The organism is Paenibacillus sp. JNUCC32, assembly GCF_014863545.1.
In the GTDB taxonomy this organism is placed as follows: Bacteria; Bacillota; Bacilli; order Paenibacillales; family Paenibacillaceae; genus Paenibacillus_AQ; species Paenibacillus_AQ lautus_A.
In genome coordinates this window covers 6,407,501-6,422,188 of record NZ_CP062260.1, presented here as the reverse complement: position 1 = coordinate 6,422,188, position 14,688 = coordinate 6,407,501, and the positions used below count along the sequence as shown (strand labels likewise).

At 50.2% G+C, this 14,688-nt stretch carries 8 protein-coding genes, 11 tRNA genes and 1 rRNA gene (1 of these 20 running past the window's edge); 1 reads left to right on the top strand and 19 read right to left on the bottom strand.

Annotation, left to right across the window (positions count from 1 at the left end; translation table 11 throughout):
* Window positions 1-13 precede the first annotated feature (13 nt).
* Window positions 14-1,930 (top strand): hypothetical protein, encoded by a 1,917-nt coding sequence (locus JNUCC32_RS28420; protein WP_192570486.1) that lies wholly within the window; start codon window positions 14-16, stop codon window positions 1,928-1,930.
* A 169-nt stretch (window positions 1,931-2,099) separates the two neighbouring features.
* Here the strand turns inward: JNUCC32_RS28420 and glmS are convergent, their stop codons facing one another.
* The 19 genes from glmS to rrf form a co-directional block, all read right to left on the bottom strand.
* The gene (glmS, locus tag JNUCC32_RS28415) at window positions 2,100-3,932 is read right to left on the bottom strand and encodes a glutamine--fructose-6-phosphate transaminase (isomerizing) (RefSeq protein ID WP_192570485.1); all 1,833 of its coding nucleotides are present in this window, start codon (window positions 3,930-3,932) and stop codon (window positions 2,100-2,102) included.
* A gap of 735 nt (window positions 3,933-4,667) precedes the next feature.
* Window positions 4,668-6,008, bottom strand: coding sequence for a phosphoglucosamine mutase (glmM, locus tag JNUCC32_RS28410; RefSeq protein ID WP_015737606.1), 1,341 nt, complete (start codon window positions 6,006-6,008; stop codon window positions 4,668-4,670).
* A 32-nt stretch (window positions 6,009-6,040) separates the two neighbouring features.
* Window positions 6,041-7,525, bottom strand: a complete 1,485-nt coding sequence (locus tag JNUCC32_RS28405; RefSeq protein WP_096776853.1) for a CdaR family protein — start codon at window positions 7,523-7,525, stop codon at window positions 6,041-6,043.
* The gene (gene cdaA, locus JNUCC32_RS28400; RefSeq protein ID WP_015737608.1) at window positions 7,518-8,351 is read right to left on the bottom strand and encodes a diadenylate cyclase CdaA; all 834 of its coding nucleotides are present in this window, start codon (window positions 8,349-8,351) and stop codon (window positions 7,518-7,520) included. The genes JNUCC32_RS28405 and cdaA overlap by 8 nt, the downstream gene beginning before the upstream one ends.
* Window positions 8,352-8,664: 313 nt before the next feature.
* A complete protein-coding gene (locus tag JNUCC32_RS28395; protein WP_009589556.1) occupies window positions 8,665-9,279 on the bottom strand; it encodes a zf-HC2 domain-containing protein in 615 nt (204 codons plus the stop codon).
* A gap of 220 nt (window positions 9,280-9,499) precedes the next feature.
* The gene (gene sigW / locus JNUCC32_RS28390; RefSeq protein WP_009589526.1) at window positions 9,500-10,069 is read right to left on the bottom strand and encodes an RNA polymerase sigma factor SigW; all 570 of its coding nucleotides are present in this window, start codon (window positions 10,067-10,069) and stop codon (window positions 9,500-9,502) included.
* 242 nt (window positions 10,070-10,311) lie between these two features.
* Window positions 10,312-13,098: a phosphoenolpyruvate carboxylase gene (ppc, locus tag JNUCC32_RS28385; RefSeq protein WP_015737611.1), complete on the bottom strand. Its 2,787-nt coding sequence runs from the start codon at window positions 13,096-13,098 to the stop codon at window positions 10,312-10,314.
* Between the two features lie 275 nt (window positions 13,099-13,373).
* Window positions 13,374-13,447 (bottom strand) — tRNA-Gly (locus JNUCC32_RS28380).
* A 77-nt stretch (window positions 13,448-13,524) separates the two neighbouring features.
* Window positions 13,525-13,598 (bottom strand) — tRNA-Pro (locus JNUCC32_RS28375).
* A gap of 21 nt (window positions 13,599-13,619) precedes the next feature.
* Window positions 13,620-13,696 (bottom strand) — tRNA-Arg (locus tag JNUCC32_RS28370).
* Between the two features lie 3 nt (window positions 13,697-13,699).
* A tRNA-Gly gene (locus JNUCC32_RS28365) sits at window positions 13,700-13,774 on the bottom strand.
* A gap of 5 nt (window positions 13,775-13,779) precedes the next feature.
* Window positions 13,780-13,863, bottom strand: a tRNA-Leu gene (locus JNUCC32_RS28360).
* A gap of 14 nt (window positions 13,864-13,877) precedes the next feature.
* A tRNA-Lys gene (locus JNUCC32_RS28355) sits at window positions 13,878-13,953 on the bottom strand.
* Window positions 13,954-14,019: 66 nt separating this feature from the next.
* A tRNA-Gln gene (locus JNUCC32_RS28350) sits at window positions 14,020-14,094 on the bottom strand.
* 53 nt (window positions 14,095-14,147) lie between these two features.
* Window positions 14,148-14,223, bottom strand: a tRNA-Val gene (locus JNUCC32_RS28345).
* A 133-nt stretch (window positions 14,224-14,356) separates the two neighbouring features.
* Window positions 14,357-14,431 (bottom strand) — tRNA-Glu (locus JNUCC32_RS28340).
* A gap of 37 nt (window positions 14,432-14,468) precedes the next feature.
* Window positions 14,469-14,544 (bottom strand) — tRNA-Thr (locus tag JNUCC32_RS28335).
* A 3-nt stretch (window positions 14,545-14,547) separates the two neighbouring features.
* Window positions 14,548-14,623, bottom strand: a tRNA-Asn gene (locus JNUCC32_RS28330).
* A gap of 9 nt (window positions 14,624-14,632) precedes the next feature.
* A 5S ribosomal RNA gene (gene rrf, locus JNUCC32_RS28325) occupies window positions 14,633-14,688 on the bottom strand (it continues 61 nt past the right edge of the window).

Genomic DNA, 14,688 nt, shown 5'->3' with positions numbered 1-14,688 from the left:
GGGCTATACCGTTATGACGATGAAAAACACGCTAACCCTGCGAAATTTGTATCTTTTTTTATGTATCGTCCTTCTGCTGCTGATCGGGTATAAGGGAATTCACATCTATCAAAAAATCGAGGCGATGGCGCAAGCCGAGTCGTTGTATGCCCAGGAAAGGCTCGTTCAGGCAGAAGAGTGGTATCAGAAGGCCCGGAATAACCGTTCCCTTCTATATAAAGAAGATCTGCTTGCTTCAAGGCTGCAAGAGCTTGGGCCCATTACGTCCATGAAGGAAAGTCTTTCCTCACTTGATCACCGATTGAGCCAGGTCGGGGAAGCCGGAGATTTCTCCGGCTTCATGAACGTATATGCCGAATTGCTTGAGGCGGAGAAGAAGTTCTCGGAACAACAGGGATCCCACGCCTCGTATTACGACGAAATTGCGTCGTTCTATGGCATACCCGATGATGTGAAACGGACATTCCTGCAATTCATCGATTTGTTTACGCGCAGGGCCGACGAACTGCTTGAAAAGCAGCAGTACGAGGATAACAGCTTTAAATGGAATCTGCTTCGCATTCCGGATTCCTTCTACGGCAGCGAGAAACAGAAGGATGAGAAGCTGCTCCGCCTGTTCCAGCGGTACGACGAGATGGTTTTGACCCGCCTGGCAGGGGCCGGGCAGTATGCCGACCTGTTGAATTGGTCGCAATCCATGGGTTCCGAGTATGCCAGCCGGTCGATATCGGCTGCATGGTTGAATCGAAAGGCAGATGAACTTGTGTATGCCATGCTGCAAAGGGATGTGCAGCGGGAACAACCGGCCGTTTTTGCAGCTCACGCCTCAGGCTACAGAAAGTACCTTGAACGGAACGAGCGGAAGAACGCGGAGATCATGGCGTATATTCAGAATGAGATCAACCGCTGGGTCGCAGCGGCCGATAGGATGGTACAAAGCCAGAACTACGAGGAAGCAATCGCACTCTATGCGGCCTTGTCGGGGTACCAGGATATGAGCCGTAAACGGCAAGCTGCCGAATTGGCCTGGACGATCCACGATCCGATTCGTTTGTTCCACATGGCCGGTCTGAAAGGCAGCTTCAGCTACGTCAGCGGAGGCGGCAATCGTTTCGGAGGATTGGCATATGCCATAGGGGTCGACGAGGGGAACATCATCTACTTAGCGGTCTTGAATGCCGATGGATCGGTGCAATTATTCCAAAACCACGATTACCCGTCCGATGTCGCGATCCATGAGGTTTCAGTCGAGGAATCGCTTAGCAGCGAGAAGAAGCCGGTCATCCTTGTGGAGGGCTCTGCGGGGACTGACTTGGTATTCTATTCAGCCTACGAAACCAGAGATTCTAATCTGACGCCGCTGTTCCAATTTACGGCCGAAGGCTACCAGGTGCTGCCGGACAAATCTTTGCTGGTCACGAATCTGGAAGGAGTCAGTCCGGACGAGATCGCCATTTTTGAGCGTCAAGGAGACCAATACGGATTCACTGGGTATCAGGTTCAATATACCGACATCGATATCGCTAATATCGAGGGTTATCCGAATGAGAAAGTACGCTTCTCTGTCCATATCCCGCAAGGCGGCTATGGCGAAGTCATTGCCGAACGTAATGGATACTATATCGTCTTAAGGGGAGACTTGGATTTCCCTGCGGGGAGCCCGACGCTAATCGGAACGTTCAATGGTGAGTATCAGCAGCTGGAGATCCCGGTAAGCAGTCAACCACCTGCGTCTCCGGACCCTGCCGAGCCGGAGACCGGACAAGTTGACGGAGATCGTCTGGATGAAACTGAGAATCCAAGCGATCCCGTCACTTCCGAGGAGATCAATCCGGATGATGTTCAACAAGACCATAGCGAAAGCAGTGAAAGCGCCGCATCCGGTCAGATCACGAAGGTGCCTGTCATTCATGTGGAATCGATCGAGTAAGTTATTGAATCTTTAATCACTTTAATATCTTGAATCCTTCTGAACATGACAAAAGGCTTCGCCCCTAATCACCAGGGGCGAAGCCTTTTCATTAATAAATTCAAGCGAGATGAATCCTAAATTTCATTAACAGAACAACTAGAGCAGATCTTAATTGCCCGCTCCTGCCTTACTCCACCGTCACGCTCTTCGCCAGGTTGCGCGGCTTATCCACGTCGTTGCCACGGGCAAGCGATGTGTAGTAGGCAAGCAACTGCAGCGGTACGACAGACAAGGCTGCCGTCAAGATCGGCAAGGTCTTCGGAATGGCGAAGGCTTGATCCACGGATTTCAGCAGGCCGGCCACATGCTCTTCATGCGTAATGGCCATCACTTCCGCGCCGCGGGCCTTCACTTCCTTGATATTACTCACCGTTTTTTCAAGTACGGTTTCTTGGGTTGCCAAGGCAATGACCGGAATTCCCTCTTCAATCAGGGCAAGCGTACCGTGCTTCAGTTCGCCGGCAGCATAAGCCTCGGAGTGAATGTAAGAGATCTCCTTCAGCTTGAGGGAGCCTTCCTGAGCTACGGCGTAGTCTTGGCCGCGGCCGATGAAGAACAGGTTCTCATGCTCAGCAATCTGCTCGGCATATCCCTTGATCGATTCCGCGTTGGTCAGCATGGACTCTACCTGTTCAGGCAGTGCTTCCATTGCTGCAATCACTTCAGCAACGGCGTCTTCTGTCATCGTACCGCGCACTTGAGCCAGGTACAGACCAAACAGATAGAACGCAATCAACTGCGAGGTGTAAGCCTTCGTGGAGGCTACGGCAATCTCCGGACCAGCCAGGGTGCCAAGCACATCGTTGGCTTCTCGGGCAATCGAGCTGCCCACAACGTTCGTGATGGCCAGAACATGAGCGCCATGGCTTTGCGCTTCACGAAGCGCAGCCAAGGTATCTGCCGTCTCGCCGGATTGGCTCACTACGATGACAAGGGTCTCCGGCGTGACGATCGGCGAGCGGTAACGGTACTCGGACGCCACGTCATTTTCGACCGGAATGCGCACCATCTCTTCGATCACGCTGCGTCCCACCAGCCCGGCATGGTAAGCCGTACCGCAGGCGACGATCTGAACATTGCGAATGTTCTTGATCTGTTCCTGTGTCAGCTTCAGCTCAGGCAGAACGACTTTACGTCCGCTCTCATCCACACGGCCCAGCATCGTATCCCGGTATGCTTTTGGCTGCTCGTGGATCTCCTTCAGCATGAAGTGATCGAATCCGCCTTTTTCCGCTGTAACGGCATCCCAGTCGACACGAATCATTTCCCGAGAAATAAAGTTCCCCTCAATGGTCATTAATTCGACAGCATCTGCCGTCAGCAGGGCCATCTCTCCATCGTTGAGAATATAAACGTTACGCGTATATTTCAAAATAGCCGGAATATCAGAACCGATGAAGTTCTCCCCTTCGCCAAGACCGATAATAAGCGGGCTTGCTTGACGCACAGCCACCAATCGATCCGGCTCATACTCGGTCAATACGCCAAGGGCAAATGCGCCTCTCATGTAAGAGATCGCCTTCTGCACAGCCTTAACGATATCTCCGTCATATTCTCGCGCAATGAGATGGGAAATAACTTCCGTATCGGTCTCCGAAGCAAACTGGTGTCCTTGGCTGATCAGCTCTTCCTTCAGCTCCAGATAGTTCTCAACGATTCCGTTATGAACAACGGAAAACTTCTGGCTTTCGTCCGTATGCGGATGCGAATTCACGTCCGATGGACGGCCATGGGTTGCCCAGCGGGTATGACCGATACCTGCGGTCCCTACCAGTGGTGCAGACTCCAGTCGCTCCTCCAGATTGGCAAGACGTCCTTGTGCCTTCGCAACGCGCAGGCCTTCATTCGTAAAGACGGCAATCCCTGCTGAATCGTATCCACGATACTCAAGCTTTCTCAATCCCTCGATCAACACCGCTTGCGTTTTCTGATTTCCAATATATCCGACAATACCACACATATTATGATTCCTCCGTTCGATTTCCCAATAATAGTTAGGCGGAAATAGAACACGGCAGCATCTGTGCGGCATCAGGAAAGAAGAATGATCTATTCAATTATCAACGTTCAAGAAACTCAGCAATTCGTTAGGCTGTTTAGTTGAACAGACATGAATGCACTCTTCTTCCACCGCGCTGTCGCATTCTAGATCGCACATTCATGTTTTGTATATAAGTGATGAATAAGCATCTGCGAATACGTTGTAAGAACGGTCGCCCATCCCTTTTCCGTTATCCGCTTACGGTTGATGCATAACCGAGAGGTCCCCGCCGAATAATCCGAACACCTCTACCTCGTCAACTTGCGTTCTGCCGTTTGGTTATCCTTAGCATGGCTGTAACCAATCCCCGCGCAGGTACAAGCTCTGGCGCTTATGAAGCTTGAAGTAACCTCACGATCCTCGCTTTCTATTCTTGAATGACATCCTTTATTATATTCATGCCCTATCGCTTTGGCAACTCGGCTGGTTCCTGACAATGCCAAGCCCTACCTTGGATTAACCCCATGAATGACACCGAATGGCCTATTTTCGCAAGCGATGCCGAACAAGCACCTCTTTGCAGGCAGGACAGGGGGTGTTGCGCTTTCATTCGACCGGCATTCTGGAAAACGGCGGGCCAGTGAACCGAAACTTCATAGTTCACTGGCCCTGACAGAAATTAGTCTGCTTTCCTTGAAAAATACACCCTTAGTCTTACGCCAATTCCCGCTTCACCACGTCTGCAATCTGTGTTACATAACGGTCAAGCTCATCTTTGTCCGGGCCTTCGGCCATGACGCGAATGAGGGATTCCGTTCCCGATGGGCGCACCAGGACACGACCGTTATCACCCAGAATGCCTTCAACCTCAGCAATCGCAGACTCGATAACGGTATTGCCTTGGTACTTGCTCTTATCGCCAACGCGGACATTAACGAGTACTTGCGGATACTTGCGCATGCTGCTCTTCAGCTCATGCAGCGGCTTGCCGGAGGCTACCAGCGTATCCACCAATTGAATCCCGGTCAGAATGCCGTCTCCTGTGGTGTTGTGGTCCAGGAAAATGACATGTCCCGATTGCTCGCCGCCCAGGTTGTATCCGCCGCGGCGCATTTCTTCCATGACGTAGCGGTCGCCGACTGCCGTTTTTGCCGTCTTCAGCTTCAGGCTGTCGCATGCTTTATAGAAACCGATGTTGCTCATCACGGTCGAAACGATCGTACCTTCCTTCAGCTTGCCGGCACGGTTCATGGCATCCCCGCAAATGCACAGGATGAAATCGCCGTCCACTTCCTCGCCTTTAGCATCGATGGCAATCAGGCGATCCGCATCTCCGTCAAAGGCCAGTCCGAGGTCAGCGCCATGCTGGAGTACGGCCTCGACGAGTTTCTCCGGGTGGGTCGATCCGCAGTGATCATTGATATTCAGGCCATTCGGCTCAGCGCCGATGGTGATCACATCCGCACCCAATTCACGGAACAGCTTCGGAGCGAGCTCATACGCAGCCCCGTTTGCACAGTCCAGCACGATTTTCAGGCCGTCGAACCGGTTGCTGATCGTCGTTTTCAAATATTCCAGGTATTTATACTTAGATTCGTTATCTACCAGCAATTCACCTAAATCAGCCCCGATCGGTCGCGGCAGATTGTCGGTTTCCGCATCCATCAGCTCTTCAATCTTGAGCTCGGTTTCATCGGACAGCTTGAAACCGTCGCCACCGAAGAACTTGATGCCGTTATCCTGCACCGGGTTATGCGAAGCTGAGATCATAACGCCCGCATCAGCCTTCAAAAGTCTTGTAATATAAGCCACCGCCGGCGTACTTACGACGCCAAGGCGAATGACGTGTGCGCCAATGGACAGCAGGCCTGCAACCAGGGCCGACTCCAGCATAGCGCCGGATACCCGGGTATCCATCCCGATGATAACGGTTGGCTTCTCTTTATCGCCCGTAAGCACATAGCCGCCGCAGCGGCCGATGCTGTAAGCCATTTCCGCCGTTAATTCTTGATTCGCAACCCCTCTTACTCCATCTGTACCAAAATATTTCCCCATGTTTTATATACTCCTTTATCTACTCTTCGATATTATCCATCATTCGATGTTTCTGTACCCGTCGTTCCATCGCTTGATCCGTCTCCCGGCGGATGTGATGGGTTTTCTCCTGACCCGGAGTTATCCGTGCCCTCATTCGCGGGAGGCGTCTCCGGATCCTCCCCTTGATCATTGCCCGTCCCTGTTCCAGTTCCGGTGCCCGTTCCCGTCCCCGGTACATCAGGCTTGTCTTTGTCGGTTCCCTCGTTGTTCGAAGTACCCGGGTTCGTTGTCACGGGTTTCGAATTATCCTTGAGCTCTATCTTTATCACAGGGCGATCCTGATCCGTGCGGTTGATGAAATTAGGCAGCGTAATCTGCAGCGGAATTTCATGGACGCCGGCTTTCAAGCCGGTCGCGTTCGCTTCAGCTCCAATATCCGTCGGCTCCAGACTATTAAGCAAGTCAGGCGCACCGGTGAGCGTCAACGAGATCGTCTTCGTCTTTGGATCCGTAATGACGGCATCCAGGCCGGAGGCGACACCTTTTAACGTGATCGGAATGCCGGTAATCTCCCGTTCTCCATGCGATACAGCCGTAACTTCAACCGTTACAGAGCTCGGCTCGATTTTCTCAAAACCTTCAGGCGGCGTCAAGTCGGCCGTAAGCACTGTTGTTCCCGAATTTCTAACTTCTCCCAGATTGATGGCGGCTTCGATATAGGTCTCAGCTCCTGCCAGTACCTCTTTGCTGCCGAACAGCTTCACTTCTTTGACCTTCTGTTCTACCTTGGATAAGACAAACCCTTCCGGCAGCCTTCCGGTATATTGAAGCTCCAGCGGCAGGGTGACAAATGCAGGCTCAATCGGTACTTCAGCCGCTACCGTAGCAGGCTCAATGACCGCATCCTCCATTTCGGCGCCTTCTTTATCATATGCTGTTAGCTTGACTCGTTTCTCCGTAATCTTCTCTTTGGCTCCATCAAGCTCCACGTTACCTTTGACCTGCCCTAAATTTGCCATCGACGATTCCGGCAGGGTAACCGTGACTTGCCTTGGGTCAATCAGCACGGGCGTTCCGGCCCGGTAATCTTTAGCAGGCTCGCCCTTCGTGCCAATACTTACCGTCACGGATTTCGACACTCTCGGCTCTACGGTCACCGTAACAACGGATGGTTCCATCGATACCATCTCCACGCCGCTTGGGATGGAGTAGGTCAGGGGAAGTGTGTGCGTTCCCGGTTCTTTGACGTTGCTCAGATCGAGCTTTACTTTATATTCGTCGGTCAAAAGCGAAATATTGGATTTCTTCCCCCGCACCTCGAGATTCACGCGATCTTGATCAATGCCGGTTAGCACATATTCGCCGTCATCAAATCCATAGGTTTGAATCTTAACGCCTTCAATGATCTTGGTATCATAAAAGGTCGTGGGCGGTGCGGGCGTGCCGCTGTCCATATGAACCATTGCCCATAACAGAATGCTGACAGCGAGTGCAATGAGTTTGCTTGCCGTGTTGTTCTTGATCCATTTATCCATTGCTGCCGTCCCCCTTCCGTTTCCAGAAGAACGTGCGTTTCTCCTTGATGGACGCGGCAGGTCTGAGCTCCTCATACAATTTCGATATCAGAGACTCTTCCTTAATATCCCGAACCACTTGTCCATTTAAGGCCAGCGATACTTGCCCAGTCTCCTCGGATACGACAACCGAAATCGCATCCCCCACTTCACTGATTCCGATAGCGGCACGGTGCCGCGTCCCCAGTTCCTTACTGATGAAAGGATTCTCCGATAGCGGTAAATAACAGCCAGCGGCCGCGATTTGGCCGTTCTGAATAATGACGGCTCCGTCATGGAGAGGCGTATTCGGTATAAAAATGTTGATGAACAATTCCGAGCTGATCACCGATCCCATCGGAATTCCCGATTCTACGTATTCATTCAGGCCTGTCGTCCGCTCAAACACGATCAGCGCCCCGATTTTGCGCCGCGACAAATAATTAACCGCCTTAATGGTTTCGCTGATTAACTTATTCGTTTCCTCGTCAATATCCGCGGTCCGCCCGAAGAGCTTGCCTCGGCCGAGCTGCTCCAGACCGCGTCTGAGCTCAGGCTGGAAGATAATAAAGATCGCCAGCACCCCAAAGGTAAAGATCTGGTTCATCAGCCACTTGAGCGTATACAGATCAAACCAGGTGCTCAGCGCCCAGATGACCACCAGCACCAAAATTCCTTTGAGCAGCTGGACCGCCCGCGTGCCGCGGACGAGCAGAATCATCTGGTATATTATATAAGTAACGATAAGGATATCGATGATATCTTTAATGGATTCACCCCAGGTCATATCTGTGAAATACTCCACCATACAGCAACCCCCGTCATTTCCTTTAAGTGCGGGCCCAAAAAATCCGGTTCCTTCGAAGATGAACGCCCTGGTTTGAAACCGAGCCTGCTTTCCATCATCCTTCTAATCACGCGGAGATTCTTGAACATCCTCTTTAATAACGCATGAGACTATATATGTAGTATGTACTCTACACTCTCTAGGTTATAACGTTAATCTTTCCGATGCAAGCGGACTCCCTCCGCTTTCCATGCAAATCCGCATAAAATCAACAAAAGAAGCGCCGTCTTTTCACTGAAAAGAGGCGCCTTTGCTTCGTAATTGCGGTTTTCACCTAGCGGTAAGCGGCATCTGTAAACAGAGTGGAGATCTTATACCATATCCAATCCATGGCTCTATCTATATCCTTCACTTGACCCGCTATATGCGCGGTGGAAGCCTGAAATAATTCTCCGTCGATAACGGTCACATTGCCATTAACCTGACCGTAAACCTTAGTCTTTCCGTTCTCGACCGTAATATCTCCCGTGATGATCTGATCCGGTGGAATAATGACCGTATCCCCTTCAATCACCAGCTTTTCGAATTCATCGCTCTTTACAACCAGCTGAGTGTCCTGACTCCAGAAACTGATTGTGCTAAAGAGCATGACGACCAAAAACAAAGCTGCAGCCGTGAGCGCAGGATGATTCTTAACCCATTTGACCCAAGCTTTTTGTTTCTTGGGCTGCGGCAGCATGCCCATTATACGTTCCGTTAAATCATCGGATGGCTTGGTCGCATGATGAGTTAAGGAAAAAAGAAGCATATCGGTATGCTCCAGCTTCTCGAAGTAATTCCGACAGTCAGCACAATCCAGCAAATGCTTCTGCAATTCTAGCTGCTGCGGGTCGGACAAGTCATTATCCAGATAATCATGCATCAAAGAGACGGCTAATTTGCAATCCATTTGTGAGCCAATCCTTTCATTCAATCTCTTTGCTGGGTCTATCCCCCTAGGGGCATAAGACTTGCTTATTGTTCATACGTGCCGGAATCGGGGATGTTTCAACTTTTTTAAAAGAAAATCAGAAAAAATTACGGGCACTGACTCTCTGATTTCCGCAAGAAAAAAAGCGCCCTTAAACGCGGTCTCTCTTCCTCAAAGAACGGCGATAGGCGTTTTCTCCTCACAATTTGTACTCTAATTTTTTCCGCAAAAATTCGCGTCCACGATGTACACGCGTTTTGATCGTTGTTACAGGCAGGTCCAAAATCTCGCTGATCTCTTGCAGGGATAAATCCTGGATGTACCTTAAAATCATAATGGTCTTGTACTTAGCAGGAAGTCCGTCAATGGCCTGATGGATAATGCGCTGCGTTTCCGATAGCAGCATCTCGCTCTCCGGCGTACGGTTATCGCTTGGGATCAGGGAGTAGCCGTCCATCCCTTCGCTTTCGTTCAGGTCGGCGTCCAACGAGAAAGAAGGCTTGCGCTTGCGCAGCCGATCAATGCTAAGATTCGTGCCAATTCGGTATATCCAAGTTGAGAACTTCTGGTTCTCGTCATATCGGTCAAGGTTCTTGTAAACACGCAAAAAAGTCTCTTGTACGACATCCTCGGCCTCATGGCGGTTGCTCAGCATCCGGTAAGCCAAATGAAAAATCTTGTCTTTATAAAGCTCTACGATTTCGGCAAATGCCCTTTGGTCCCCTTTTCGGGCCAGCTTTGCCAGTCTTACATCCAAATTGTCCACCATAATTCCCCCAGAATGGTCTGATGGGTAACGTCTAAAAACGCATCATTCAAATCGTAATTCAACTGTTTCTAAAAATCAACAATAATTCAAAAAGAATCCCATTCGTGTATCAAAGACAATTCACCTGCAACCGATACATTAATCATTAGGACGCAAGCTGCGCATAGATGAAAAAAACGAGGTCCCTCTAGGGAACCTCGCCTTATACTATCCCTTTCAAACAGCTTTAGCTTCTGCAGGGATCAGCCTGTATTGCGAAGCCCGGCGGCAATGCCGTTGATGGTCAGCAGTACTTCCCGAAGCAGATCCGGATCATCCTGCTCCTGCTCCCTTAGTTCACGCAGCTCGTTAAGCAGTTGAACCTGCAGATAGCTGAGCGGATCCACGTAAGGGTTGCGAAGTCTTATCGATTCCTGCAGAACCGGCTGGTTATCCAGAATATCCTGTTGTCCTGTAATCTTGAGAACCAGCTCTTTCGTCAATTTGAATTCTTCCTGAATCAGACCGAAGATGCGCTCGCGTGCTTGATCATCCTTCGTCATCAAGGAATACTCCTTGGCGATGATCAGATCTGCCTTGGCAAGTGCCATCTGAAGGGTATCGATCAGGGACGTAAAGAACGGATAGCTCGTGTACATCTGTTGAAGCACCTTCATGTTCTCTTCCTTGCCTTGGTAGAAGCTCTGTAAGCCCGTACCAGCCGCGTACCATGCCGGAAGCAGGTAACGGCTCTGCGTCCATGCAAACACCCAAGGAATGGCTCTCAGGTCCTCGAAACGGTCGCTGTTCTTGCGCTTGGAAGGCCGGGAACCAATATTCAGCTCGCCCACCTCAGGAAGCGGCGTGGATTCCTTGAAGAAAGTAAGGAAATCCGGATCGCGGAATATCAGATCCTGATATTTTTTCTGAGAAACGGCCGAAATGCTGGAGGAAATCACTTCCCACTCTTTTTCGGTCGATTCTTTTTCAGGATAACGGGCATTCAGGGAAGCCGTAATTAATGCTGAGGTCGCCTGATCCAAGCTACGGTAGGCAATGCCCTTCAAGGAGTAACGGGACGAAATAACCTCGCCCTGCTCCGTAATTTTGATGCCGCCTGCAATGGTCGATGCCGGCTGAGCCAAAATGCTGCGGTTCAGAGGCATACCGCCGCGTCCGAGCGATCCGCCGCGTCCATGGAAGTATTTTACCTTGATGCCGAATTCATTGGCTACGGCCGTAATCTCTTTGAGTGCTACCTGGAGCTCCCAGTTCGCCGTAATGGCTCCGCCGTCCTTGTTGCTGTCAGAGTAGCCCAGCATGATCTCCTGCAGTTCGTTCATGGCGCTCACCGCTTCACGGTAGATCGGCAGGCTAAAGAGCTTGCGCATGATATCCGGGGCGGCATGAAGATCGTCAATCGTCTCGAATAATGGCGCAGCCTGCAGCGTAGCGATTACGGAACCGTCGTTATCCTTCCGGAACAGCCCGACTTCTTTGGCAAATACCATCACTTCCAGAATGTCGCTTGCGCCCTCGGCCATACTGATCAAATAACTGGAGATGCATTTCACGCCGAATTCCTGCTGCGCACGGAAAACGGTACGGTATACTTCGAGGCATTCCTCGGTGCTGTCGCTATACTCCTGATAAGGCGTAGTCAACGGACGCGGATCGTTAAGCAAGTTATTGAGCAGTTCGATCTTCTCGTCTTCGCTCAATTGGGCGTAGTCCTGCGTCACGTTCATTTTCCGCAGAATTTCGGCCATGGCATTCTCATGCTCTTGGCTATGCTGTCTGATATCCAGCGTTGCGGTATGGAAACCAAACAACTCCGCCTGGCGAATCAGCTTTTGAATATAGGTGTCTGCAACATAGTCAGCAAAATGGAAACGCAGGCTTCGATCAATGATTTTCAAATCCTCGATGAATTCCTCAGGGGTCTGATAACGCTCGCCGCCCGTCATGTTCTCATCCAGAATGTGACTCATTTTAGCCAGCATATATACCAGTTTTACACGATAAGGCTCTTTCTCATTGTGCCAAATTTCCATCTTCTTCAGTGTTACATGCTCGCGGTCTTTTTCAATGGATTGAAGCAATTCATCCGAAACGTTAACGATTGACGAGCTGAAGCTCAGGTATTTCATGAATTCACGCAAAATCCGTTGGTATTCACGAATCGCCAGCTTCCGCTGCATTTCAAGCGTTCTCCACGTTACGTCCGCTGTCACTGAAGGATTTCCGTCCCGATCGCCACCGATCCACGAACCGAAACGCAAATAGGTTGGAACGTGCCAATGGTGACCCGGATAATATTTAGTTAGGCAGCGCTCCAGTTCTTGATAAACCTCTGGCAGAATGTGAAACAGGGTTTCGTGAAAATAATACATACCGTTTCTGACTTCATCCAGAACAGTAGGTTTACGGTCACGAAGCTCATCGGTTTGCCATAGCGTAATCACTTCATTCAGTAGTTTCTCCCGAAGCTGCTCCCGTTCGCGGAATGTCAGTGTCGGATTGTCCAGCTGCATCACATCGTCCGCTATCCGTTTATGGATATCCAGAATAGCCCGACGCATCGCTTCTGTTGGATGAGCGGTCATCACCAGCTCAAGGGATAGACTTTCGAGAATTTCTTGAACTTCTTCAAACGTAATATTGCGCTCTTTCAAATCCTGGACTGCACTTTCGATGGAACCTGGTTGAACACTTTCCCCGGCGGAACGCTCGTAATCGCGTTTACGCCGTATGCGATGATTCTGTTCGGCGATGTTAACCAATTGAAAGTAAATGGCAAACGCGCGAATCACCTGATGGCGAATGTCGGGTTCCAGCGTGCTGATGATCCTTTTGAAATCTGCAAACAATTCTGGCAAGAATACGGATCGCAACGATTTACTCGTTTCGCGAATTTTCTCAACTATATCTAAAAGCTCATTGCCTCCTTGATGGACAAGAACTTCTCCAAGAATATTGCCAAGGAACCGTACATCTCGCCGCAGCAGATTGTTGGAATTGCTTTTTGCGGTTACTGTAAGTTCAGTCATGCTACTCCTCCCATCTCAACCCGTTTCAGCAGTTTATCTATAGGACGTAACGCCTTCCTAACATCATACAATAAAAGCGAATGAAAATCTGCATTTTTCAGGCGAAAAAATTAGCCAAATCGACAAAACTCATGGTCATGTTATACCCATAGCCCACGGACATTAGTCCTATAAACCGTTGATACGACAGCATTCTTTATTGCATTAACACTTCGCAGGATAGTCGTATGAATATGTAAAAAAAACATCACACACGGTGATGTCCTGCTTATGTATGGAGCGGGTGATGGGAATCGAACCCACGCTACCAGCTTGGAAGGCTGGAGTTCTACCATTGAACTACACCCGCATATCAACCCACAAAAGTGACGTTATGCTTCAAAGCATATTCCGGTTACTTTTGCCGGGTCTCAATTGTTAAGCAAATCGGGATGACACGATTTGAACATGCGACCCCCTGGTCCCAAACCAGGTGCTCTACCAAGCTGAGCTACATCCCGATATTAATTTTTTTTGAAAAATGGCACGCCCTGAGAGATTCGAACTCCCGACCTTTTGATTCGTAGTCAAACGCTCTATCCAGCTGAGCTAAGGGCGCAAATGGAGCGGACGACGGGAATCGAACCCGCGACCCTCGCCTTGGCAAGGCGATGCTCTACCGCTGAGCCACGTCCGCATTAATGGTGCGCGTGGAGGGACTTGAACCCCCACGTCAAAGACGCTAGATCCTAAGTCTAGTGCGTCTGCCAATTCCGCCACACGCGCACAAGATGAAACAATGGTGAGCCATGAAGGACTCGAACCTTCGACACCCTGATTAAAAGTCAGGTGCTCTACCAACTGAGCTAATGGCTCGCATTTCAGGCCACCGAAAATACTCGGAATCACCTTCAAAGCGTAACTTTACTATTTGGAGTAAAGTGGCTGGGGATATAGGATTCGAACCTATGCATGACGGAGTCAAAGTCCGTTGCCTTACCGCTTGGCTAATCCCCAAAATCGTTGAGTTACTTCTATCTTGCCGATTCTCGTTAGAATCATGCATGAAATGGTGGAGGCTGAGGGGATCGAACCCCCGACCCTCTGCTTGTAAGGCAGATGCTCTCCCAGCTGAGCTAAGCCTCCGTATATAAAGGAAATAAATAGTGGTGACCCGTAGGGGATACTCTCACTTCGTTCGAGACTGCGAAGTCTATGCTTACGAAGTCATCCTCCGACGAACCGACGGGATTCTCATCCCCTTGATGCAATAAAATAGTGGTGACCCGTAGGGGATTCGAACCCCTGTTACCTCCGTGAAAGGGAGGTGTCTTAACCCCTTGACCAACGGGCCATATTTTCATGATGCATGTCCAAACCAAAAACGAATCTGGAGCTTCCAACCGGGATCGAACCGGTGACCTCATCCTTACCATGGATGCACTCTACCTACTGAGCTATGGAAGCAAGTGGCTCCCCGAACAGGACTCGAACCTGTGACAACTCGATTAACAGTCGAGTGCTCTACCAACTGAGCTATCAGGGAATATGTACCGCTTGGCGACGTCCTACTCTCCCGGGACCCTTCGGTCCAAGTACCATCGGCGCTGG

What these genes read in the sequence shown, in the direction of transcription:
- glmM (WP_015737606.1), bottom strand. Translation starts at nt 6,008, where the DNA reads ATGGGGAAATATTTTGGTACAGATGGAGTAAGAGGGGTTGCGAATCAA.
- JNUCC32_RS28405 (WP_096776853.1), bottom strand. Translation starts at nt 7,525, where the DNA reads ATGGATAAATGGATCAAGAACAACACGGCAAGCAAACTCATTGCACTC.
- glmS (WP_192570485.1), bottom strand. Translation starts at nt 3,932, where the DNA reads ATGTGTGGTATTGTCGGATATATTGGAAATCAGAAAACGCAAGCGGTG.
- ppc (WP_015737611.1), bottom strand. Translation starts at nt 13,098, where the DNA reads ATGACTGAACTTACAGTAACCGCAAAAAGCAATTCCAACAATCTGCTG.
- cdaA (WP_015737608.1), bottom strand. Translation starts at nt 8,351, where the DNA reads ATGGTGGAGTATTTCACAGATATGACCTGGGGTGAATCCATTAAAGAT.
- JNUCC32_RS28395 (WP_009589556.1), bottom strand. Translation starts at nt 9,279, where the DNA reads ATGGATTGCAAATTAGCCGTCTCTTTGATGCATGATTATCTGGATAAT.
- sigW (WP_009589526.1), bottom strand. Translation starts at nt 10,069, where the DNA reads ATGGTGGACAATTTGGATGTAAGACTGGCAAAGCTGGCCCGAAAAGGG.
- JNUCC32_RS28420 (WP_192570486.1), top strand. Translation starts at nt 14, where the DNA reads ATGACGATGAAAAACACGCTAACCCTGCGAAATTTGTATCTTTTTTTA.